This window comes from Neorhizobium sp. JUb45, assembly GCF_004343585.1.
In the GTDB taxonomy this organism is placed as follows: Bacteria; Pseudomonadota; Alphaproteobacteria; order Rhizobiales; family Rhizobiaceae; genus Neorhizobium.
The window spans coordinates 1,229,802-1,252,253 of record NZ_SLYW01000001.1 but is presented as its reverse complement, the minus strand read 5'-3'; the positions used below and the strand labels follow the sequence as shown (position 1 = coordinate 1,252,253).

The 22,452-nt window shown below is 59.2% G+C and carries 24 protein-coding genes, 2 tRNA genes and 1 pseudogene; 3 read left to right on the top strand and 24 right to left on the bottom strand.

What is annotated here, in order from left to right; genetic code table 11:
• Positions 1 to 10 precede the first annotated feature (10 nt).
• From EDF70_RS06125 to EDF70_RS06035, 19 genes are all read right to left on the bottom strand, one after another.
• Positions 11 to 3,259 carry a DUF4815 domain-containing protein gene (locus tag EDF70_RS06125; RefSeq protein ID WP_132272401.1) on the bottom strand — a complete coding sequence of 1,083 codons (3,249 nt, stop codon included), beginning with the start codon at positions 3,257 to 3,259 and terminating at the stop codon, positions 11 to 13.
• Complete coding sequence (locus tag EDF70_RS06120; RefSeq protein WP_132272400.1) at positions 3,259 to 4,383, bottom strand: phage tail protein; 1,125 nt, start codon at positions 4,381 to 4,383, stop codon at positions 3,259 to 3,261. Before EDF70_RS06120 ends, EDF70_RS06125 begins: the two co-directional genes overlap by 1 nt.
• Positions 4,383 to 5,270, bottom strand: a complete 888-nt coding sequence (locus tag EDF70_RS06115; protein ID WP_132272399.1) for a baseplate J/gp47 family protein — start codon at positions 5,268 to 5,270, stop codon at positions 4,383 to 4,385. The genes EDF70_RS06120 and EDF70_RS06115 overlap by 1 nt, the downstream gene beginning before the upstream one ends.
• A gap of 2 nt (positions 5,271 to 5,272) precedes the next feature.
• Positions 5,273 to 5,647, bottom strand: coding sequence for a GPW/gp25 family protein (locus EDF70_RS06110; RefSeq protein WP_132272398.1), 375 nt, complete (start codon positions 5,645 to 5,647; stop codon positions 5,273 to 5,275).
• Entirely contained in the window at positions 5,647 to 5,904 is a 258-nt protein-coding gene (locus EDF70_RS06105; RefSeq protein ID WP_132272397.1) for a PAAR domain-containing protein, read from the bottom strand. Before EDF70_RS06105 ends, EDF70_RS06110 begins: the two co-directional genes overlap by 1 nt.
• Positions 5,904 to 6,353, bottom strand: a complete 450-nt coding sequence (locus EDF70_RS06100) for a phage baseplate assembly protein V (protein ID WP_132272396.1) — start codon at positions 6,351 to 6,353, stop codon at positions 5,904 to 5,906. The genes EDF70_RS06105 and EDF70_RS06100 overlap by 1 nt, the downstream gene beginning before the upstream one ends.
• Positions 6,350 to 7,144 (bottom strand): hypothetical protein, encoded by a 795-nt coding sequence (locus EDF70_RS06095; RefSeq protein ID WP_207908222.1) that lies wholly within the window; start codon positions 7,142 to 7,144, stop codon positions 6,350 to 6,352. The genes EDF70_RS06100 and EDF70_RS06095 overlap by 4 nt, the downstream gene beginning before the upstream one ends.
• A gap of 10 nt (positions 7,145 to 7,154) precedes the next feature.
• The gene (locus EDF70_RS06090; RefSeq protein WP_245519051.1) at positions 7,155 to 7,487 is read right to left on the bottom strand and encodes a hypothetical protein; all 333 of its coding nucleotides are present in this window, start codon (positions 7,485 to 7,487) and stop codon (positions 7,155 to 7,157) included.
• 29 nt (positions 7,488 to 7,516) lie between these two features.
• Complete coding sequence (locus EDF70_RS06085) at positions 7,517 to 7,843, bottom strand: DUF2190 family protein (RefSeq protein ID WP_132272394.1); 327 nt, start codon at positions 7,841 to 7,843, stop codon at positions 7,517 to 7,519.
• 48 nt (positions 7,844 to 7,891) lie between these two features.
• Positions 7,892 to 9,448, bottom strand: a complete 1,557-nt coding sequence (locus EDF70_RS06080; protein WP_132272393.1) for a prohead protease/major capsid protein fusion protein — start codon at positions 9,446 to 9,448, stop codon at positions 7,892 to 7,894.
• A 29-nt stretch (positions 9,449 to 9,477) separates the two neighbouring features.
• Positions 9,478 to 10,095 (bottom strand): HK97 family phage prohead protease, encoded by a 618-nt coding sequence (locus EDF70_RS06075; RefSeq protein ID WP_245519050.1) that lies wholly within the window; start codon positions 10,093 to 10,095, stop codon positions 9,478 to 9,480.
• Between the two features lie 11 nt (positions 10,096 to 10,106).
• On the bottom strand, positions 10,107 to 11,624 hold the full coding sequence (locus EDF70_RS06070; protein ID WP_132272391.1) for a phage portal protein: 1,518 nt from the start codon (positions 11,622 to 11,624) through the stop codon (positions 10,107 to 10,109).
• A gap of 4 nt (positions 11,625 to 11,628) precedes the next feature.
• The gene (locus EDF70_RS06065) at positions 11,629 to 11,820 is read right to left on the bottom strand and encodes a hypothetical protein (RefSeq protein ID WP_132272390.1); all 192 of its coding nucleotides are present in this window, start codon (positions 11,818 to 11,820) and stop codon (positions 11,629 to 11,631) included.
• 9 nt (positions 11,821 to 11,829) lie between these two features.
• On the bottom strand, positions 11,830 to 13,956 hold the full coding sequence (locus EDF70_RS06060) for a terminase gpA endonuclease subunit (protein ID WP_132272389.1): 2,127 nt from the start codon (positions 13,954 to 13,956) through the stop codon (positions 11,830 to 11,832).
• A complete protein-coding gene (locus EDF70_RS06055; RefSeq protein ID WP_132272388.1) occupies positions 13,886 to 14,437 on the bottom strand; it encodes a terminase small subunit in 552 nt (183 codons plus the stop codon). Before EDF70_RS06055 ends, EDF70_RS06060 begins: the two co-directional genes overlap by 71 nt.
• 248 nt (positions 14,438 to 14,685) lie before the next feature.
• A complete protein-coding gene (locus tag EDF70_RS06050) occupies positions 14,686 to 15,321 on the bottom strand; it encodes a hypothetical protein (protein ID WP_132272387.1) in 636 nt (211 codons plus the stop codon).
• Between the two features lie 16 nt (positions 15,322 to 15,337).
• Positions 15,338 to 15,413: transfer RNA gene (locus EDF70_RS06045), tRNA-Trp, on the bottom strand.
• A gap of 8 nt (positions 15,414 to 15,421) precedes the next feature.
• A tRNA-Met gene (locus EDF70_RS06040) sits at positions 15,422 to 15,498 on the bottom strand.
• Between the two features lie 618 nt (positions 15,499 to 16,116).
• A complete protein-coding gene (locus tag EDF70_RS06035; protein ID WP_132272386.1) occupies positions 16,117 to 17,037 on the bottom strand; it encodes a hypothetical protein in 921 nt (306 codons plus the stop codon).
• Between the two features lie 301 nt (positions 17,038 to 17,338).
• On the opposite strand from EDF70_RS06035, the gene EDF70_RS06030 reads away from it, so the two are divergent.
• Entirely contained in the window at positions 17,339 to 17,524 is a 186-nt protein-coding gene (locus EDF70_RS06030; RefSeq protein WP_132272385.1) for a hypothetical protein, read from the top strand.
• Here EDF70_RS06030 and EDF70_RS06025 read toward each other — a convergent pair.
• The gene (locus EDF70_RS06025; protein WP_132272384.1) at positions 17,510 to 17,968 is read right to left on the bottom strand and encodes a VRR-NUC domain-containing protein; all 459 of its coding nucleotides are present in this window, start codon (positions 17,966 to 17,968) and stop codon (positions 17,510 to 17,512) included. The genes EDF70_RS06030 and EDF70_RS06025 overlap by 15 nt on opposite strands.
• A gap of 418 nt (positions 17,969 to 18,386) precedes the next feature.
• Here EDF70_RS06025 and EDF70_RS06020 point away from each other — a divergent pair, with 418 nt between their 5' ends.
• A complete protein-coding gene (locus tag EDF70_RS06020; protein WP_132272383.1) occupies positions 18,387 to 18,770 on the top strand; it encodes a response regulator in 384 nt (127 codons plus the stop codon).
• Positions 18,771 to 19,120: 350 nt separating this feature from the next.
• On the opposite strand, the gene EDF70_RS06015 is transcribed toward EDF70_RS06020, so the two are convergent.
• Together EDF70_RS06015 and EDF70_RS06010 are read right to left on the bottom strand one after the other, a co-directional pair.
• Positions 19,121 to 19,597, bottom strand: a complete 477-nt coding sequence (locus EDF70_RS06015) for a PRC-barrel domain-containing protein (RefSeq protein WP_132272382.1) — start codon at positions 19,595 to 19,597, stop codon at positions 19,121 to 19,123.
• Between the two features lie 120 nt (positions 19,598 to 19,717).
• Positions 19,718 to 19,852 (bottom strand): annotated as a pseudogene (locus EDF70_RS06010) (CsbD family protein); the annotation flags it as partial.
• Here EDF70_RS06010 and EDF70_RS30620 point away from each other — a divergent pair.
• Positions 19,790 to 19,915, top strand: a complete 126-nt coding sequence (locus EDF70_RS30620) for a hypothetical protein (protein ID WP_281033534.1) — start codon at positions 19,790 to 19,792, stop codon at positions 19,913 to 19,915. The pseudogene EDF70_RS06010 and the gene EDF70_RS30620 sit on opposite strands and share 63 nt — an antisense overlap.
• A 56-nt stretch (positions 19,916 to 19,971) precedes the next feature.
• Here the strand turns inward: EDF70_RS30620 and EDF70_RS06005 are convergent, their stop codons facing one another.
• Positions 19,972 to 20,100, bottom strand: coding sequence for an entericidin (locus EDF70_RS06005; protein WP_235937895.1), 129 nt, complete (start codon positions 20,098 to 20,100; stop codon positions 19,972 to 19,974).
• A 96-nt stretch (positions 20,101 to 20,196) separates the two neighbouring features.
• Positions 20,197 to 22,434 carry a bifunctional DNA primase/polymerase gene (locus EDF70_RS06000; RefSeq protein WP_132272380.1) on the bottom strand — a complete coding sequence of 746 codons (2,238 nt, stop codon included), beginning with the start codon at positions 22,432 to 22,434 and terminating at the stop codon, positions 20,197 to 20,199.
• Positions 22,435 to 22,452 lie beyond the last annotated feature (18 nt).

Genomic DNA, 22,452 nt, shown 5'->3' with positions numbered 1-22,452 from the left:
CATGGATTCCTTAGAAGATGCCGGCGCCAAAATCGCCAAGGATGACGCGCGCGGACGGGCCGCCTGTCGCGGTGATCCGAAGCCGGACCTTGAGGCCGGTGATGCTGGCGACCTGGTACTTGTTCTCGACCCAGAGCGGGAAGGCCAAGGCTTCCGTGCTCGCGAGTGGCAGGTTCGTAAACGCTCCGCCGTCGATAGAGTAGGCCACCGCGACGCTCGCGCCGCCCGGCAGATAGGCCTTGAGGTAGTCCGTCAGTCTGACGGCAGTACCCAAGTCAAATGCGCGGGTGATGTAGACCATCGACGAATCAATGCGACCCGAGATCAATTCGACCGGAGCATAAAGCACCGGCGAGAGTGTCGCCGTACCGGTCAGGACTGCGCGCAACTGGACCGTGTCTGTGACGTATTCCGTCAGCTGCAGAACCTGGAAAGGCAGCAGCTTGTAGATCGTCCCGTTCGAACGCTGGACCTCGAAGACCACCGAGCAGCCGGAACTTGGAAGCTCCGCGACGCAGCGCACCTGAAGATCAGAGCAATCCACCAGATTGAAGGTACCGAGATTGACCGTCTTTGTCGTCTGCGTGTAGCGCGCAGCGACCAAACGGAATGTCAGCGCCTCGTCCTGATGCGCCGTCCACGTTTTCGCGTTGACCGACGAAAAGCGAGGGCCAGTCACATACGGATGTTTGGAGACGTATTCCTGCCTATCCGTATCGAACCCGCCGAGCTTTGCTCCAGAGACTGAGTGCAGGTTGTCATCGGACTTGATGACAAAAGCATGGTTTTCGGTCGGGAGAGTAATCAGCGGAACCGCATAGCGGGCAGATCGCCAGCCGGGAACGGCAGCACCAACCTGTACAACTGCTTCCGCTCTGATTTCAGCCGTCGGGTAACCGTTTTCGGTGGTGACCTGATCGACGAGGATATGCTTCGTCAGATCGCCGAAGGCGCACATGTGGAAATCAACGCCGATGATCTGACGCGCCTGACTAAGGCCAAAGTACTGTGCCTGTGGATCAGCTCCACCGCCATCGCTTTGATCAAAGCCATCGTTGCCAGAGCCACCTGAGAACCAACCTAAGGATGCATTCTGAACAACCTCCGTAACGACCGGCCTTGACCAGTTCTGGACGGTGGTGACCCGGCGCATCACGTCGGTTAGGACCGTGCCCTGCCCGACAAACATGTTGGTGGCCTGAGTGCCGCCCATCCCGTCTGCCGCGACAACCTTCGTGCCAGCAGGAACGGTCGGGGGGATAGTGAACGTCCCGCTGATCTCTCCGTTGGCATTCGCGGTCTGCGTGCCAGGAGGTTTTACGCTGATGCCGTCGAAGGTTAGCGACTTCAGAATTTCGCCAGCGCCGAAGCCAGAAAGCGTGAAGCTCACCGAGATCGGGCGCAGGAACGCCGCCTGTTCAGTTCGCTGATCCACAACCTGATTTTCAGAGGATGTGGTCTGCAGCGGGCCGCCGTCAGTCCGGACGCCTTGGTTGAACTCCAAAGTTTGCTCGGAAAGCCAAGTCGTCTGCGATACCGTCCAAAAATCAACCGACGGACTGAGACGCAGAGCGCCCGGAAGCGGGTTGAAATTGGCGTATGGGTTGATCTTCTCGCAGAACGTCTTGAGGTCCTGCGTGACGATGACCTCCTCGACATAATCGAGCGTGATCGGGTCGGTGATGTTGCCATAGAAGAACGTCGGGCGGATCGCGAGCTGCATAAACCCGTTGCCAATGGCGCCGGACTGCGCGCCTGCCGACCCGAGATCGCGGTAGGTGTCGTCCAGAAGAGGATCGACGAAGACGCCCTTCTTGGCGACAGGCTCTTTGCTGTCGATCGCATGCCGGCCTCGTTCCCTCATGATGAGGTATTCGAGGTCAAACAGCCGGTTGTTGTACTTCCACTGCTCCTGAATCGTCAGGGATCGCGTGCCATCATTCACGATGGTCGGCGCGGTCATCCAGTCGTTTGAGACCGTGCAGAGGTTCAGGACCGTCTCAGGAACGCCCGGAGCCTGCGGATTGCTACGGGCCGACTGGCCCATGAGGTAGACCGGCGAGCCATCCTGAAGAAGGCCGATGCGGTCGATCCGCGGCAGCTTGCGCGTATAGCTGACGATGACGTCGCCGCCAGTCACACCGCCGGAAACCGTGATGGTCGTGTCCGTGAAGCTCGTAGCCGTGACGGCCGCGCGATAGCGATATGTCACGTTGTACGAGGATCCTGTCGTCGGCTCTGCCCCGCCGGGCGCCCAATCGATGGTGTTGTTGACCAGATTGTACGAGGCTGGGCTGGCGAACGTCGTGCCACCCTGAACAACAGACGAGACCGAGATGACCGACGTGTCAGGCAGAGCATCGGCACCGTTGGCAATGCTGCCTCTGGTGATGGTGACCGTCTTCTGTTTGGTCAGCAGGATGCTGTTGATGACGCCAATCGGCGATTCCGCGACCGGGAAGGCATAGGAACCAGCCGTGTCGGCGTAGGTGTGGGTTTCTCCAACAACCGCGCCTTCGTCCCAATCTTCTTCCTGTTCGAAGCGAAGCGAGGCAAAGCGGGTCCGCTTGAAACCGTAGACGTTGAACTCGCCTTGCTCGATCGAGAACACACGAGCGCCAGCGTTGAGGCCAACGGCGGTCACTCGGCAACCGGAGACGATATAGTTGCCGTTGGGCCGGTCATAGATGGCCAACGCCTGCATGGCCGGCTCCAAGATCGACGGAGACGTCTGATCGAGGATGGTGCCGTCCTGCAGCGTGTAAACGGCATAGAAGTCGCCGGGCGCATCGATGTCGCCGCGCGCCCATGTGATCGTCGCTACCTCGCGGGCAGCGCCAGGTTCAAGCTCAGCAAGCGAACCGGGGACCAGCCCCATCAGTTCAGGATTGGTTTCTGCCGTGAGGTAGGTCGTACCAAGCCGAACGCCGAGCTGGATTCGACCTGTCATCGGCACGTCGGCGAGAAGCGCCTCAGCCACCGACATCACGTCGCCCTGAACGTAGATCATGCCGGCGGTCAGCCGAACGGTCTTCGCCTCAATGTCGACAATGGCGTCAGCACGATCCACGCGGTCACCGTCGGAAGCAACAAGGCGGCTCAGGCGGGTCTGACGATTGCGTGCAATGGTCTGGACTTCGTTCAGTTCGGCCGCCTGGATAATGCGGTCCTTGCCTCCGAAAACGACGCCCTGCTGCTCCGGATGGCCCTCTGCACGGTCGAACGTGTAGGCCAGCCCGGACTTGTGTTCGTAAGCCATCAAAACCTCAGGAGTATCTTGACCTGATCACGCACCGTTAAGCGCATCGATAAGTCGAATGGTGTTTCGGAGAATGTCGGGCCGGACACGATGTCGCCGGGCTCTAGCCACAGCCGTCCGGCTGGAATGCCAGGCGCGAGAACCGCTCTCGATACGAGGCGAACCTTTGTCGCTCTCGATGCGTCTACGTCGTTGAAGCCCGTTCGAGCCTCAATGTAGACAGCGTCGCCGGATGTCATCGGTGCATAGCGCGCGCCGCCGTAGATGTAGTCTCCGCCCGCGATGGCTCTCACCTGCGCGACCTTGCACTTCCGGTAGCCAATGGTGACGTCATCGTCTCCGATGAATTCCATGTAGACTGATGGATATTCCCTGAAGAACGACGCCAACAAGACGCGACGCTGAGCCTCAGGATTGAGCGCCCACTGGAATTGCGCAGTGACCCATGGATAGGTCATCGAGACCCACGGAATGCCGCCGTCTCCGGTCTGGGCAAGCCAGTTACCGATCGCGATGCCCTCGCCCTCTTCGAGGACGTGCTCGATTTCCGTCAGGCGACCGAAAGACCAGATGGTATCGCCGTCGGCGTAGGTCGTGCCGCTCTCGAAATCGAGCAGCGACCCGTCGAGGCGACCGCTGTCTTCCACCAGTGCGGTGACGTCATACCCATGTACCCCGCGCCGGAACATCGATCGCGCCGGCACAGAGAGGTCGACGACGCCCTCGATCTGCACGAGATCGGGGAAGTCGTAGCGAGGAAGGTCGGAGAAGTAGAGCTGGAAGCTGTTCCACCAATTACGGGTGGGCGACTGCTGCACGATGGTGGCGCTATAGCCGATCCACCCCAAGGCGATCTCAATGGAACGGGGTGTTCCGCGAAGTCTCTGCCAGCGAACCGCCTCGTCAACCAGATCGTCGAGGTTTGGAACGAACGGCCGAAGCACATCCAGCCCGTATTCGTAGATGATGAACGGTTTAAAGCTGGCCGGTATGTCGGGACTGTACTTCAAGCCACGAATGAAATCGGCGGATACGTCGAAGCTGTCCCACCGTGGGAACGCGGAAGCTTCGAACGTCTTTTCGAAGAGACCAGTGCCCGACGGCGGGAGCAACGATTCTGCCACTAGAACGCCCTACCCTTGTAATTGAGCTTCACCGTCCCGAGCGAAATCGCTGCGTAGTCGGGAGCAACTTGAGTTTCGATCGGTACGAGCGGAATCACTGACTGGACCCCGGAAACCATCAACTTCGAGACCCACCAGCTGGTCGGAAGATCGCGACCAAGCGCCTGTACGGCAGCCCAAGTGTCGCGAAGGTTCTGTTCCATAGTCAGGTTTGTCGAAAGCGGAGCGCTCGGATCGAGGAAGTAGTCTGCCTCGATATCGACGACGATGCGGACAGCTGATTCCACCGAAATCGTGTCATTGACCATGATCACGTCCGAGGACTGCAAAGTCGCAGTGACCGTGGCGAGAAGAGCAGTCGAAGCTATCCCGTCAGCCGCCGTTGAGAAGATAGCGACATGAACGACCGGAGACTTGCCAGCGCGATACACCTCTACGCCTTCAACCTCGATAGACGCGGTCATCGCTATGAACTTGTAGCGTTCCTTCGTGCCACCTGGGCTCCTGCCCTGTATGGCAAGCACGACGCGTTCACGTAGGCGATCGTCAAGTTCGCCAACCATTCGGATTACGTCGTAGAACCCAGCGAGGTGCTCGAGCTCAGCGCCGGTTGCGAAGGCTAGAAAGTTCGAGCGCGCCGCGGCGTTGACGCGGGCGCGCATGATGATCTCGCGGTAGCTCTCCTCCTCAAGAAGGACGACGACCGGGTCCGTCTCCAACATTGAGACGTCATATTCAGGAAGATTGAGATCAGGATTCGATGCTCGAACGGCCTGCCACAGCGACTGGAATGACGCCTTCCTCTCGCTGAGGATCGTCTCGAAATTCAGAGTTTCGACAATGGTGGGTGCCGGCAGGGAGGCGAGGTCAATCGCAGTAGACGCCAAGGTCACACCTCAAAGATTATGCGCGTGCTTGCATCCTCGACAATCGAATAGTCGTTCAGATGCCCGCGCGGGTAATAGAGTCCGAAGAGCTCAAGGGTGACCTGGCCGTCTGCCGTCAGGTTGGTGACGCGGGCCGCCCTCACCCGATAGCGAGGCTCCCACCGTATGATCGCCGTCGCGGCCGCCGAGTAGACGGCGAGGACGTTTCGACCAATCATCTTGGCGTCGATCAGGTCAGGAAGTTCCGACCCGAAATCTCGGCGCATGACACGCGTATTGAGCCGGGTCGTGAGGATCTTGTGGATCGACTGCTGGACGTGCTGCCAGTTTGTCAGCCGATTGCCATTTCCGACGTTCACGCCGGCTGAATCGGACATCAGTCGCACTCCCACTTGGAGGCGCCAGAAATGATCGATGCGCCGCACGCCGTCGCGTCACCGTGTCGGGCGATCTCGGCGTCTTCGCATTTCCATTTCGACGAGCCGCCGACGATCGGGTTTGTTCCGTGGATTGGGCAGGCGTAGAGGTCGCCTCTGCGAGCAATCAGCGCGCCTTCACATTTCCATTTAGACGCAGCGCTGATGATCGAGCCGCCATGCGTCCCGCTGTCACCCAGCCGTGCAATGCGTGGCATCAGGCAAGGTGGCCGCTATCGGCAGTGAAGGTGGCTGTACCGGCCTTGATGGTGACGCCATCACCGGAGACCGCAAGGACGGTCTCACCGATCTTGATGTGTAGCGGCGTGTTGTCATTCTCACGCTTATTATCGTCGCTGTACGTCGAGAAATCGATCTGAGCGTCTGTCAGGTCGCCACTTTCAGAAATGATATCTACCTGCTCACCCTTGGTCAGCATGATATCTATCTTGACGCCACCGGCGCCGAGCTGACGCGTCTTAAGCCAACCCGTTAGGAACGGCCTGCCTTTCTGGTCGGAAAGCTGGGCGCGATACTTGCCGGCGTTTTCACCAGTGCCCACCTCGGCCACTGTGCCTTTGCGCTTTCGATTGCGCGCGCGTCTTTCGATCTCGGCAATCCGAAAGTAAAGGTCGGAAACCTGATCTGGCAAATTCGATGGAATCATGCCGGGCCTCCTGCGATCTGTGCTGGCTGTGCGTTCACGGCAACGATAGGCAAGCCGCTCTCGGCACCCGTCACCGGCGTGATCAGCAACGAGTCAGCCTCGCTGTGGGCGATACCGAAACGGCGCATCGCCGCTTCCCACTCCAGTGGCGTGCCAACCAGCTGCTCCTGCATAAGCGCGATGCGTCCGGATAGTCCTGGCAGCCCCGCAGCTTTTGCGAAAAACATCGCCATTGGTCCTCGAGCGCTCAGCGGCTCTCCCTTTGGGGGATCTGATACCAACTCGACCGTGACTTTGACCTGATGGGCAGCCAGACGGATGCCGTCCTTGGCGCCGCTGCTCGTGCGGGACCGCTCGATGCGCGAAATCGTTTTGATGAACTTGCGGAAGATCTCCGCCCATTCGTTCTCGGGATCTGACAAGGCGTCGCCGATCTGGCGCGCAATCAGGTCCAAGTGGAATTCAAAAGCGGCATCCGTATCTGGGACGCCAGGATAGAGCAGGCTGTCGCCCGTCTCCGTATCGGTCTCCGCATGCGCAGCTGTGACGCCGGCTTCAAAGAGAAATTCTGTTCGGCCATTGCCGACCCATGCTCGTAGCTGATTGTCATCTGCGCGAGCTTCATCTGTGTAGACCGAGATGAACGGCTTCGGTTTCGTGCTGCGAAGATTGCCATCACCGTCTAAGTCGAGCGCACCTATCTCGCTGTCGAGAACGTTGTCGCCGACTGATGTCCGGCCCTTGAGCGCCTGAACGGCTGCGATGCGAGCGGCAATACGAACTAGCGACATGCCGCCCTCCTCATTTTTGCGTAAGCGTCAGCACGATCAGATTCGAGTGCCGGGTCGTCACATCGGCGACTTCCCACCAAGGCTGACCGGCGCGCTCAGTGGCGCGAACCTTGTCTTTCTGGAAGATGTCCGGACCGGCATAGGTCGACCGGTCTATAACCAATACCCCTTGGCCCGCAGACACCATCGTGGTGAAGCCCGGTCCAAGCGACGCAGGGATAGTGCCAGCCGTATAGAGGATGCCCCGGATATCGATGTCGGGGCGGCCGGTGTCGGCCACTCCGCTATTCTTGAAGGCCAGACGCACCTCTTCGCCGAAGGTGGACGCCATCTTGCGATCCACCCCCGCCTCCAAGGCGCGCCAGTTGACCATTACGAGGCCGACAGTCGGACGATGCCGGTGGCGCTCGGGTTAGCCGCAACAGCAAGCGTCTTGCCGATAAGCGTGTTGCCCGAAGCGGTCGTGGTGACAGCCTTATTGGTGTCATCCCAGTAAGCGAGCGCACCGAACGTCCACGCCTGAGCGGACGTCTTGCCGAGCTCGTACACGCCGTTGAGTTTGATCTCGACGGTTTCTCCTGCCTTTGCCGACGTTGCGGCGACACCGAAAATAGTGCCGACAAGAACGCCGCCGCCAGACACAACGTCGTAGGGAGCGGTTACCGTGACAGTGTTGCCCGGCTGGATATAATTCTTCATCAGTTTCTCCGAGAGGATGTCGGGCGGCGCGAAGCCGCCCTTTGAAGATTAGGCGCCGGCGTTCTTGGCGAGGCCGCGGTGGTCCATGGCCTTGGCGCCAACATCGAGGCGAGCCTTGACTTCGAGACCATCGACGTCGAAGCCCTGACGGGTTTCGATATAGACGCCGCGATTGCCTTCGAGGTAAGCGAGCTCAACCGTGTCCACCTGTGCGGGCGAAGCAGCGAGATACCAGGCAGTCGTCGAACCGGCGATTGCTGTGGAAACAGCAGCGGGGTTGCTGATACCGTTGTCGAGGCGTGCCTCAGCAATGATCTGCAGCTTGCGCATCGATTCCGTGGCAACCTTGGAGGCGTCATCCGCGAAGAACGTGGACTTCAGCACCTGCTCGGCAGTCGTTTCGAGTTCGACCGGAACCACGAGGAACTGCGGACGGATGTTGAGAACCGTCTTGCCGTCGAGGCCGACCTGCTTCGCCATCTGCGCGCGACCCTTGCCCAGCGAGGCAACGCCGAAAGCGGCGGCGGTCAGCACGTTCTTGTGTGGTGCGGAGAAGAGCGTTTGGCCGTCACCCATTGTCGGGTTGCTCAGGATCTGAGCCCAGACGAGATCGCTTTCCAGCTGAGCAGCGGCGCCGCCCATCAGCTGCGGGATGCGGCTGAATGCGTTCATGTCATCGTTGATGATGACCTGACGGGTGATGGCGATCACCTTACCGAAGGTCGCAATCTTGTAGGATTCTTTGCCTTCAGCGACCGTGCCGCGCTTGAATTCGCCAGACTCGCTGACCTTGTCGAAGGCCGGGCCTTCACCAAGCTGGGCGCGGTTGATGGCCTTGAAGTCGGCGACGGTCGTCTCGCGGATCAGCGGACGGAAAGTCTGACCGGCAGCCTCATAACCAGCGCGCAGGGTCGTATTGACCACATTGCCGAGGATAATCGGGAAGTCGGACGTCGAACCGTAGCCCGAACGCTGAGCAAGAGCTGCACCAGCGATTTCATCGCGAGACATGCCGCGCGTCTTGACGCCTCGGGTTTCGAGTGACTCACGAGCCATATCCATCAGCGAGAAACCACGATATTCGCGGCCGCCGTCGCCCAGAGGCTTGGATGGGTCGGCGCGGTGTGCGAGCGCTTCGCGCATAGCAGAGGCGCGCTTCTCGTGGTGCTCTTCGCCGACGCTGGCCGGGCTGCGATTGTCGGTGGCTGGTGCTTCGCGCTTCATCATCTTTTCCAGAAGTGCAGATCGGAAATTCTCGACGCTCGAGCGCTTGTCGATATGCTCGTCGCCAAGCTCGGCCTCACCAGCTTCTTTCGCGAGCGTGCGGATTTCGGACGCTCGCTTGTGTTCGGTGTCGAGGGCCTTGCGGATGGCGGCATCGACGTCGACCGGCTGGGTCTGGTCCTGACGAGGTGCAGCGCGGGTAGCATCTTCAGCGGCATCAGCGGCTGCAATCTGCTTCCGCACTTCCGCAATCTCTGCCAGGATGCCTTCATGATCCTTTTCGATCGTGCGGGCAGCGTCGGCTGCGGTGTCGTCCTTGATTTCGGCAAGCTTGTCAGCGGCGCGCTTTTCCAGCAGGGCCAGCTTCTCACGAAGTGTCATATGGTATTCCTTAAAAAGTGGGCCGTGCTTTAAGCCACGGACTGACGGTGACGCATCGCCATGCGAATTCGGCGAGCTTCGTTTCGGCCGGTGGCCTGTTCGCCTACAAATTCGCAGGGGATGAGCTTCTGCTCGTCTTTGCGGATCTGAGAGCCGGCGTCCGCTGGAACTGGAACAGCGCTGATTTCAAGCGGCTCCCAGTCAACGACGCGCCATTCTTCGTCGGTGCCGTCGCCGTCCGTGTCGGTTTTGACGACCTTGTGGATGGCGTAGCCGACGCTGATGTTCCGGATGATGCCGTCCTTGATCTTGTCCACGATCGCCGTGTCTTCGGAAGCACGCGAAAGCTTGACGCGGGCATAGCCCTTGCCGCCTTCGATCTTGGCCGAGCCGGGAACAACGGATCCGATAACCGATCGGAGAGACCAGTCGTCGTGGGTATCAAGGAAGGGCGCGCCTGCATTCAGTCGGTCTAGCCGGATCGCCTGCGGCGTAACCTCCAGAACTTCCGAATAGTAGCGCTCCGATCGCCAAGACCACCGGCGCACAGCGGCGCCAGTCGTCCAGATGACCTCGATGGTGTTGTCCGCTTCGTCGAACGACGCAGAACGCACCTCGGCGTTCCTGCCGAACTTCGGCAGGTTCACATGTTTGTCTGTCATGAGGTGTCCTCATTGGAGGCGTCAGCCTTGTCGGCCTCTGCGTCCTGCTGTGTCTGGCCGGCCTGTGACATTCGCCGCGGGTCGGAATCAAAGATCAGCTTGTTGTCGTCCAGCAAGGCGTTCCACTCGACATAGCCAGCGATGACCTCCTCCGGCGTGAAACCAGTCTCGGCGATAGCTACCAATGGATTGAGCAGACCAGAACGAACGGCGGCAACACGTGCTGCGACATCCTTGGCTTCGTCGGCACTCGGGAAGCGTGGCGGAGACCATTCGACGGCGACCTTGCGCGTCCGGATCTTGCCAGCAAAGAATGCTGCCTCACAGAACCAGTCCCAGAGAGGCTGGCAGATCATTGGAATGATCACCTGCCATTGCAGGTCATCGATGATCTTCTTGTAGGTCTCGAGGCCGATCTTGCTCGACGAATAGTTGACCTTATCCAACCGACCGGAAAGGAAAGCGTGCGGCACATGAAAGCCAACGGCGATCGTGTGAAGCATAGAGGTCTTGTACGAGTCGTAGTTCGCTGTGTTCGCCGGCTGGGTGAACTTGATGTCCTTGCCACCACGAGCATGGTAAAGCATGCCCGGCGCGAATTTCTCAACGATCTCTCCGTCGGCGTTATAAACGCCCGGAACGTCGTCATCGCCCATCGGCAGGCCAACACCGCCCTCATCATCACCACCGGTGACAACGCCAACCATGCAGGCCTCAAGGCGCTTGCGGACCAACTCTGACTGCTCGTAGCCGGCCATGTCGTAAAGCGACGTGACGGCCGCATGCCCCCACGGAACACCCTGCGACTGCCCTGCCCGAAGCTTCTTGAAGCCGAAGACGATATCCTCGGCAGGTACCGATACCGACGACAACGAGGTCGTTGATGTCAGCGCCGAGCTGCCGGGGTGGTTAGGAAACAGCCAATAGGCCGTCGTCTTGCCGATCCCATTGTACTCGATACCGTAAGAAGCTCGCCGGCCATTGGCCAAATCGCCGTGCCTTGTAGCGTCGAGGTGATCGACTTCGAGGACCTGGAGTTGAAGCGGGACGGCCAAGCCGTCCTCGGCTAGACGCCGGCGGCGGCGAACCATGCCTGTGCCGGATTCCAGCATCTCGCGGGTAGCAAGCGAAACGATGCCATGGAAGTCGAGATGACCGTCGGCATCGCATTGCTTCATCCAGTCCGCAAAGAGCTTGTTGACCTTCTTGTCTTTCGACCGCGGCACAATACCAGCGCCGACGGCGTGGGTGACGAGGACGGCCATAGCATTGGCCGCATATGGATTGTTTCGGACGAGATCGCGCATACGGTCTCGCAGAAGCGAGCCGGCGGCGCTGATCTCAGCATCTGCGCTCGTGTTGTGCGAGCGCCAGCTATTGCGAAGGCGGTCACGGTTAGCACCGTCGTAGCCTCGCGACATGACATCGAACGCCCTACGGGCAGCGACACGACGCGCAGCCGCGCGCGGCGCCACTACCGCAATGGCGCGGTCAAGCAGATTTGCTGATCCCATGATTTCAGAATGCCGCCAGCGTGATGCGCGACTTCCGAGACTGCTGGGCCTCAAGCCACTCGAGCGTGTCCCGCAATTCCTTCATCGATGGATACTCCACCTCGCGGTGGGTGCCGCCGTCACGAAATACAACGCGGCGAGCACCCTGCGAGATAGCCTCTCTAAGGGCGGCAATCTGTGCAGAATTGTCAGCCATGATTGCCTCCTAAAGCCATGATGATGCGGCCTTCTTCGGCTTCTTTGCCGTAGGAGGTGCAGGGTTGTCGTTTGCGGGTGGTGGTGGCGGTGGATCTTCGGACTTGGCCTGAGGCACCGGCGCGGCGATGATTGCCGGCCTTTCGGGGGGCTCATCAGAGCCGCCGCATTGAACCTCCAGTTTGTACCACTGGGCATTCGACCAGCGATCCGCACCGAGCAACCAGACCATCGAGCGCGCATAGACGCGGCAGTCGAGCGCTTCGTTTCGCTCGCGGGTCTTGACCCACCTCAGTTTGCCGAAGCCTGTGATCTTGTTTTTCTCAGTGACCAACTGCTCAGCGACGAGCTGTTCGACCCATTCGCCCGTCGCGCCCTGAGGAATATGGACGTAGCCGTCTGGGAAGCAGACGCCGACGGCCAGATCCTCATCAGTGGGTTTGTCGAGCCGCAGGTAGCGGTAAAGCTCCTGCTTGAAGAACGGGCCGGAGACCATGTAGAGGGCCAGACCGCGTTTGATCTTCTTGCCACTAACCTTGACGTCCATCCATTTAGGGCCGTCGACCGGCGAAACAGCATTGAGCTTTTCGCGGTCGCCCTTGATGGCAACAACCTGGCCACGGCCCTGAAGCCGGCACCATTCGTAGACAACCGAAGTCGTCAGTCCGTCACCGGTGTCGATCGCCGCGCGCATGATTGGCAGGTGGGCACCGCCGGCATGTGGCCATGTCCGCTTGAGTGCGGTCGCCAGATCCTTCCAGACCTGATGGCCGATATCGGCGGTCACACCCTCAAAGACGAGAACATCAACGAGCCACGATTCTAAACCGCGACCCCAGCCCCAGATATGCATTTCGACACGATCGCGCTGGACGTCGATGCCGGCCGTGAGGAACACAGCACCTTTCGGTATGATACCGAGGTGATGGTGGTCACGCCGGTCATAGAGCTTGCGCCATTCCGGTGCGTCACCGGTGATCTGGAAAGGCTTGCCGAGCTGAGTGTTGAAGAACGTCTTGAGCAGTTCGCTGCTCTTGGACGCCGTAGCCTTCAGCCACTTGCGCGCGACATCGTCCAGCCCGCCCCAAGGCGAATATAGCTTTGATGCCCAGAAGCCAGCATGCCCGTCAAAGGCCGATCGCTTATTGCAGTGAGTGCAGAGCGAGTGGCCGTCGTCATCCCACTTGGATGGAGACTGCTCATCGCCGCAGCACATGAATGTTGCGGTCTGGCGCCAGACGATCGAGTTGGGCGTGCGCAGCATTCGCTGGCGTGCCGTCTCGTCCCAAGGCTCATCACATTCGACGCAATGATATCGCGCCGTGGCCGGCAGATGCTGGCCGTCGACCGACTTATCCCAGCGCACTCGCTCGAATTCCAAGACCTGCAGCGCCTCGCAGTGAGGGCAAGGCAGGAAAGGCTTCCGCTGATCGGACGCCTCATATTCGGATTCGATTTTTGAGTTGCCGGCGATGGTCGGAGAGCAAGCTCTAATGAACTTGCGATTCCAAAATGATGCAGCGCGTTCCTCAGCAAGTGAAAGCGGATCGCCTTCCTTGCCAGCGCTGGCCGGGTACTTGTCGATTTCGTCAGCGAGCACGACGCGGATCGGGCGCGAGGCCAGATCTACCGGGCTGTTGGCACCGACGATGGTCAGGTGGCCGCCGTCGAAGTCCTTGTGCAGGATCGTCGTGCCACTGTCCTTCGAGCGAGCCTCGCGGACGCGTTCCCGAATAACCGGCGTATCACGACGAAGCTTATCGAAGCGGTCCTTAGACCAGCTTTCGCCGAGCTTTGTAGTCGGCTGAATCAGAATGATCGGCGCCGGATCCTGATGGATGTAGAAGGCGGCGACGTTGTTAATGAGCTCCGTCTTCATGAGCTGCGTGCAGCACATGATGGTGACAGTGTGGATGCGAGGATCCGTGGCCGCCAGCATCGGGCCGCGCGCTACCTCGACATTCGAAGTGCGCCAGCGGCCCGGTGAGGACGAAGCCTCTGGGCTCAGAAAGCGATAGGTGTCGGCCCATTCAACGAGATTGAGCTTGGGCGGAGGCGTGAGGCCTTTAAGCCTCGATTGCCTCAGGCGCGCCTGTAGCTTCGCTCGGCCTGCCGAGATCAGCGGCTGATAGCTCATTCAGTGCCCCCGAAATCTCGTCAAAGACGCGATCACGAACGACGGACGGGTCCGGTTCGTTTGTCAGCGTCAGTGCCAGCGTTCCGGGTATTGCCAAGAGCCGCGCTCGCACGCTGCTCAACACAGTATCGACCTCGACCCCTACGGCCTCGATCTCGACAAGCTCCCCGCTCTCGACAGCAAGTTTCAATTCGGCCAGCTTGGCCTCAGCTACGATCTTGCGGCGGCGCCCCTCATCCTCGGAAACGACATCGGTGTCGTCTTCCTTGCTGGCCGCAAACTTGGATATCAGCCGGGCTTCCATCCATTCGATCACCTCGACCGTGTTGTAGGTCGATGCTCTGCCTTTGCCTGCCTTCGACAGTACCGGCATGCCTTCTCGCTCCCACGCACGAAGCGTGACCTGCGATTTGCCGATGATGTCGGAAAGTTCGGCCTGGCTGACTTCCTTACCTTTGGACATCGCCGGCAACACTTTCATGGTTGCGGCTCAACCTCCCCCTACGGGGGAGACGGGCCGACTAGACAAGTAGGAAAGCGGTTCTGGAAATTTTCGGACCTAGTTCAAGCCCGGGCCTTCCCGCCCGCATAGGCCCGGCAGAGGGTCAGAGGGACCCAATGGAGGGGGTGCCCACCGGTGGCCTCACCATGATACCACGAGCGCGATACATCTGTCAACATAAAAGTGCATGAAAACAGTATTTTGTGCGATTATTTTCATCCAATGCATTAACTGACGATCCCTTTGGTCATTGCCCTGACTTCGTGCTCGACGCGGGGTTGAAGGCGCTGCGCACCCTTCCTCCACGCCTCGGCAGCAAGGCCTTGGACCATCTCCTGCGGGACGAAGACGCCTGACTTCACTTTGCGGAAGTTGGTCTTCATGCGCTCGCGCTTGGCATTGAATGGATTGTTCTTCGAGATGTTGTACTTGTATCCATCGCCCTGACGGATGAAGACCTGCTTATTCCAATTGGGCTTGCCAACTCGCTTGGGCCACCATCCAGCCTTCATGAAGGTAGACGCGAACACACGCCTCGCATTACGAGGCGCGGCGCTGACGCCCTTCTTGGTCTCTCGTGCCTTGAAGTACTTGAGCGCGATATCGCCGCCCTGCCCGTTGACCACATACGTCAGCGTGTCTGGCTTAGCACGCTCGCCGGATATCCGATAAGCCTTCTTGCCTGTACGGTTTGGAAGACCCGTCTGGGCGGACAGCGCGCTGCCTGCTTCGTTTCGGACAATATCGCCGGTGTGGTTGATAGCGCGGGAATAAGCGCGTCGTGCGCGTCCCTGTGTGCCGAGAACGATCGTCGCTTCTTCAAGCTGGGCCATGCCACTGCCGACGACTGTCATGACGATCATTGGTTTTCTCGGTGATTGGCGCAGCGCCGCCGGAATCGAACCGACCTAGACGGTTTTGGAGACCGTTGCCTGAACCACTCGGCCAGACGCGCATGGGAGTTGGTTGCAGAGGCGGGATTTGAACCCGCGACCTTCAGGGTATGAACCTGACAAGCTACCTGGCTGCTCTACTCTGCGGAAAAAACCGAAAGCGGCCGGCTCAAGCCGAAGCGAGCCAGCCGCAGGGATCACCACACGACGGAGGAGAGGTCGACGTGGGGATTAAGGAGGCCAACCGAATGCCGCGTCCAAGCCGCAAGCATCTATCGGTGAATGGCCGTATGGGTGCATCCAGCCACTACTCGTCAGCAGCGCCCTCACGTTAATTCGTGACGTTAGGCATATGCCCGCAATGGTGACGGCATGTATCCGGCACAATCAAAGACACAGAGGACTAGGATGCTCATGGGTGCCGCCATGGTCCGCCATGCGGCTCGACATGGCAGGCTGATTTCGATGACAGCGCATGGAACTCACGGGGCCATGAGGCATTGTGATCCGTCACAAGTTCACATTCAAAAAGGACACCGAAATGAACAGCATCGTTTGGCTCGTAGGCGCCGTCGTCATCATTCTCGCCGTACTCAGCTTCTTCGGTTTCCGCTGATCGGCTAATAGTTACCCAAAGCTCAGAGGCTGCAACGAATGCAGCATGGCGATGGGTCCGTCGCATAGCGCACGGAGTGGTTTGGGGCTCGCAACTCTGTTGCGCTACCCCTTCACCTTACTCTCTCCGAGATTGCAGAAAGTCAGACGCTATGTTGAACTTTTTGCGGATCGAGCCAATTCGAGCGCCTGCTCGAAGTTATCGTTGGCTGCCACTAGAAGCCGGCGACCTGCCTCGATCGCGTACTGTCCGCTGTACCCTCGCGCCTGACCCAGCTGTTTCAGGCTTCCCGCCTTGGCGGCATCTGTCAACGTTTTGAAGTGGTGTTCGGCCATGCCGTCCTTGGCCTCAAGCCATTCGCGCCGATCTTCTCTCTGCGAAACGATGTCCTGCCACATGACCGAGCCGCCGCCGGCACATGTGGTCTTTTGCATTCCAAGAAAGCTGTCTGCTACTCGCTGAGATCCACACGGCAGACCGTCGGGGTATCGGGTGAACGTCACCTTTGCCATATCGGTGTTTGCATAGGCGGCCGCCAGTTCAGCCTTTGCCTCGTCATGGGTCAGCTTGACGCGTGGTCCCTTGTGGCGTCGCCCAGTGACGTAACGAGGCTTCTTGGTGTCGAGCATGGCAGCGAAGTAGTTGTTGCTGTCTGTGATCTCCTGCGGGTTGATTTCGCCGCCAAGCGCAGTGTCCACCTTGTCGCGACATCCCAACATCGCGCCAGTCGTCATCCTGGCTGAATATTCCTCAAGCTTGCCGTCAATCGTGAACCGGAAGGCTTTTTCTGTCTGTGTGCCATCGCTGAACTTTAGGCGGCCGATCTTGGTGATCTGCCCAGACTGGTTGCGCTCCAACTCGCCGGTGGCGACGTTCTTCATGATTTCCTGGACAGACGGCGTCACCAACCGCTTGCGATCGTGCTTGAGCTCCTCGACGTCCTCTGGATTGTTGTCATTCGCCGCGGTGGTAGTCCATGTCGTCTGGAGTGGGTCTGGTTCATGATCGGGCGCAGTAGCGAAGATGCGAAAGCCGCCAAGCTGCTCGGCAAGTGATCCATGTCGGGCCATGTGGTGTCCTCCTGTGGTGGTTAACTGTGCGCAAACGCCATCAGTTAACTTGTCGTTAAATGCCTGCGGGCATTTGTGGCTTCGTAGCCGCTATCTGTTTGGAGTTTGCCGTGCGTGTGCCTGGATCGATTGTTCTCTTCGCCGTACCGATCATCGCCATCCTGATGTTCGGAGCATCTCTCGCAATGAGCCGATTAGACGGCGTTGATCAGGTGATGACCGGCTCAATCCACCACACCCCATGACGGAACCTCTTGGATTGTGATCAGTTGTTATAGACTGACCTGTTCAGGAGGATGTTATGGTTGCTTCGTTTCTTATGAGCGGCTTTGTGGTCGTTATCCTTGCCGGCTTGGGCATCTGGTTCGCCAAAGGCTGGAACGACGACGAACATTCAATCTGCCGAGACCGTGAAGCCAAACGTGAGCAATGGCGCAACCGGCAGGCTGAGCGCGCCGAGTGGCGCGATGCATCAGGCAACAGCTAGCCAGCCTTGTACTAGCTCGACCGCCTGGCTGGCCGCATCCGCTGGTGTGGTCGCGGAGACGACGGTCACATCATGACCAAGCCGGGCCAGCGCCGCATGCCGATCCCTCTGGGCGGTAGACAGCCGGCCTTTACCAACCTTGTTCTCAATCATCCGGATCTGGCCGCCCGCTAGATAAATACGGAGGTCAGCTTCGCCTGGCGTCATGCCGGCTGCGATTGCTTCCTGCTGGGCGCGCGGACCGCGCTTGGCAGCGTTCTGGTCACCAGCCAGCAGGAACCGCTTGCCGTAGGCCGGCATGGCGCGGAAAGCTCGAACCTGAGCAGCCTGCAACTCCCATTCCTTCGGCGGCGCTGGTTTGGTTGTAATCTTGCCGGTTGCAGAGGTGCGGATGATCGTGCGAGCACCGTTGATGCGAACTGTCTGCTGTGTCGCCTTTGCCATGATGCCTCCTGTCTTGATGGAGGATTTATCCGGAGAGCGAGGCAGCCATTCAAGGCGCAGGTTGTATTTTCAAACGTGCGCCCTGCCCGCCCAGTTCTTCTAAAAATACCCTACGGGGCACCGTGCGCGCAGCACACCGCCCTGCACGGTTGCACGTGTAGGGGTATATATAAATATATACCCTACTAAACGTGCACTAACCGGGCAGCGTTGTGCAGGTGTTTCCGCCCACTCGTGCACGGATAATGCACGGTTATGAAAACGTGCTACTGGGCGGTATCAGGGGTTGTGTTGGGGGGATATGGCTGTGATTCAGCATATGGCGAGCTGGTTCGCGGGGAGCGCGAGATTCAACCCGTACCATGCCGAGATTTAACATTTTATATAGCGGCTTGAATCGGGCGTGTTAAAGAGGGCCATGAAAGAACAAAACAAGACCGCGCTCGTTCTCGACGACGAAATGCTGATCGCACTCGACGTAGAAGCTATGCTTTTAGACTTAGGTTTCGCTCGCGTCGCGGTCGTTCCGAGCGTTAGTGAGGCCTTGGATTATCTGAGTAGGGATAAGCCGGACGCTGCTGTCATTGACTTCCACGTGCGCGGCAGAAACTGTGAGCCAGTTGCGGGTGCGCTTCGAAGCTTAGGCGTACCAACTGTCATTCACTCAGGAACGAGTTTCGATCCCGACTATCATGGCACGTTCTTCGCCGACTTCCCATGGTTGGGAAAGCCGTCGTCACGCGAACATCTGGCCAGTGCGCTTGCCGCAGCAATCGATCAGTCGAAATTGACCACTGACTGAAACGGTACGGCTTCGATTATCTCGCCGTTTTCGGAGACAATTTCGAATGTCTCGTTGGCGAGAGGTTGTCCGTGCCAAAGCCCGTCGGACACCATCTCCCGAGCGGCTCGCACTGCTTCTGATCTCGCCTCCGCAGATGATTCAAAATCCGCTTCGAAGACTTCTCCCAACGATCCGTCTGAATTCCGTACCTGAAAGTGGAATTTTGTCATTTCGCACCAGTGACATTCGAGCCGTCTAACGAAATCATGTGGCAAAAGGGCCGCGACGTTTCCGCGCTTGGCCCTCGATGTCGCCTCTATCCGCTCCAGTACATCCGTGGTAGCGGACAAAAGCGACACATAAGAATCTTACTTCTTCATCTTGTCGTAATCGAACTTCGGCGCCGCGGTCAGGGCCTCCTTGTTCGTGTCAACATAGGCTTTCCAGGTGCCGTTGTCGTCAGCGATAGCCATGGACGCCGGATCGATAACGACGTAGCTGCTGCCGAGACCGAGGAAACCGCCAACGCTCGCGATCACGCCGATGACCGACTTGCCATTGCCGATCACAACGTCGGAAATTTCACCGACTTCCTCATTTTCCTTGTTGTAAATGTTCATGCCGACCAGCTTGGAGGTCACGAGATCCGTGTCCTTGATCTCAACATACTTGAGCGGCATGGTTGCTGCCTTACCCATAGTGAGGCCGGGACCAACCATAGTTGCGTCGGCACCAGATGCGGCCGGCTGCTCAGCAGCGGGGGCTGCCGGTGCAGCAGGCTGCTGCGCATAGGCAGCCGTGCCCATCATCGCTACGGTCATGGCGGCGGCAATCATGTTCTTCATGAGTATTTCCTCGTATGCATCTGTTATCACGACGTTTCGTGTCGGCCAGATAACGAGGTCGAGCGATATTGGTTCCCCACAAAATGGCAAAGAAAAATCCCGCCGAAGCGGGGTTCATCTTTACCAAGTCTGTCGGCCATACCAGTCGTCAACGTCTTTCTTGGTCCGGTCTTTTTCATAACCGTAACGCCTTTGGATCTTGCCCTCGAGCTGGTCACGCTGGCCGGCGATGACATCGAGGTCGTCGTCGAAAAGCGCCGCGTTGAGACCGAGGTAAAATGCCAGGTCATGCGTATGGAGCAGTTCTACACGCCATAAAAAAGGCCGGCACGATCGCTCGCCCGGCCTCGTATAGAAATGGTTTCGCTTCTGGCTTAGTAGCTTGCTGCGCGGTCGACGCGCCTGCCAGCACTCTGAGTAGCGTCAACGGTATTTGCAGTGTCCTGCCCCATGCCGCGAATTGTGTTGCCGCACGACGCCAAGGCTGCTGCGACGAAAGTCATCGCGAGCAAAGTGGTCAAAGTTTTCTTCATGGAAATGTCCTCTCTCCGGATGTTCACTATCACCACATAGTGCTCGTTTCCGCGACGGCCATCCCTCTAAGCCGCCCGCACAAACACTGCCGTCTCCCGCCTGATCGGGTCACGCTCCTCCTTCTCGACTAAAGCGCCTTCCTTGATGAGCGCGCGCACAAGACCGCTGACACGCTTCTTCGAGGGCTCGTCCTCCAGGTCCAACCCAAGCGAGAACGCCACGGCTACCCCTACCCAGTTCTTCGCCTTAGGCGACTTCTTGTAGTCGGCGTTGGCGACGGCCGTGACGATCGCCGCCCGCTGCTCGTCGCTGATGCCGCCAGCGACCTCTTCTGCACTGGGCCACCTCCATTCCGTCACCACCGGCGCAAAGTCCTGCGGCTTGGTCATCCCTCGCCCGTTACCCAAAGGCACGCTCGCCAGGTGCCGCCACTCGGCACGATGCGACAGCGGCGTCAGGTTGGACTTGCCATAGGTCGTGTAGAAATAGCCGAACCGCTCAGCAGAAGGCACGCCAGCCTCTGCAGCCTGCTCTTCCGACATCCGATTGAGCACGCGCACCGAGCGAGCCGCGCCGATCAGCGATACAGCGCCTCGTGCGTCTTCGACCGTAGCCTCACGGTCCGCCACCTTTCGCAGGTGATGGACGATGTCGATGCTGCAGTTCGTGTAATCGGCAATCTGCGCCCAGAGTTTAGCGACCTTGTCGATGGCGCCGTTGTCGTTTTCGTTGACGCCGTGGGTCGAGACGAACGGGTCCACGATCATGACATCGATGCCATACCGCTCAATCTGCTCAACCACCGCTTCTACGATCGGCTGCTGGATGCGAACGCCGGCCTTCTTGTCTTCGATGGCGACGACAAGCTCCTGCTCACGGCCGCTGTCGAGAAACAGATGCCCCTCAAGGTCTTCCGGCTTGAGATTGTAATGGATGCAAGCCGCCATGATGCGCCGCTCCAACTCGTCGCGCGGATCTTCGGCGTTGAATATCCACGTCCGCAGGCGCTGTGGCGGCTTAACGCCAAGCAATGCCCTGCCCGAGACCATGGCCAATGATTCTGCGATGCTGGCTGACGTCTTGCCAAGGCCGCCCGGGCTGACAGTGACCGAGACGTACTTCCGGATGAAGTGCGTGCCATAGGCAAACTCGCGCCGGGGCAGCGTGGATGGGTCGATCCACTTGAAGGCGGTGGCGACAATGCTGCCAACAGGCTGCTGAGGCTGGTTGTCGTTGCTGGCAGTTGGCACGGTGTTTTCTTGCTCAAGGGGTTTGGCTTCGGGCTCCTTGTCGGCTGCTGCTGCTGGCTCGCTCACTGCGTCCGCATCAACGGCAGCCTCCTTGGCACGCGCCTTCTCCAGCCCTCGCTGGATCATGCGGGTCATGTCGACCAGCCGAGTGTTGTCCTGCTGGGGCTCTGGAATATGACGCGGCTGCAAGATGCCCGCCTTGAGACCGTTTTCGATCGTTTTGACGCACCGTGTCCAGTCCCTCCCCCAGCCGCGAGCGACGTCCTGCAGCTGCGCCCTTGCTGACGCTTCGGACAGGACGCCCGCGCCGACGAACGTGCCAAGCGCGAAAGCGGTGTCGTTGAGCATGTTGTTACGGTTGCCCATTGGCGCGCTTGCAAGGTCAGCAAGCTCTTGGTCGACCGCCGCATCAACATAAGCGTTATTCGTTGAGGACGATGCCGAATAATGGCTGTGCGTCGGGGCGGACTTTGGCAACAGCAGATCCAGCAGCCAGCCAGGCGCGTCCGCAATCTCCCGCGTGTCTCCGACCCAGCTGTACTGCCTACCATTGGACATTGTGCTGCCAGCTGCGAGGACGTAGCCGCCCTCAGACCGGATGTCGACGCCAGCACCGAGAGCGCCGCGGTTGCGAGTGCCCGCGACGTAGTTGAAATAGATGTGCAGCCCGCCGTTGGGGCTGGTCACGCGCGCGGTGTCTGGCAGCGGGCCGTGCTCCGCTTCCATGTCGTCTAGCCAGTCGAATCCATTGGCGCCGCCTGGTTTGTTGTCGATGTCGAGAACGAAGAAACCTGTTCTCGTACCAGTCGGCAGGCCGACCGCAGCATCCGGCCAGTCTTCCCACCATCTCGCGATGTTACGCGCAAACTGCGTTGCTCCCTTGAAGCCGTTCGTCGTGAAAGGCGTTTTTTCCCCAAGCGTGATGATTTCGCCGGTGGTGCTATCGTGCGTCTCAACAGACGATGACCGGCACGGAAAAACCGGCCAGCCGAAGTCGTTGGTGTAGTGCTGCGCTAGTTCAAGCGGCTGCAGCGATGTGCTATGTTCAGGCATAACCCCTCCGGAGGTACC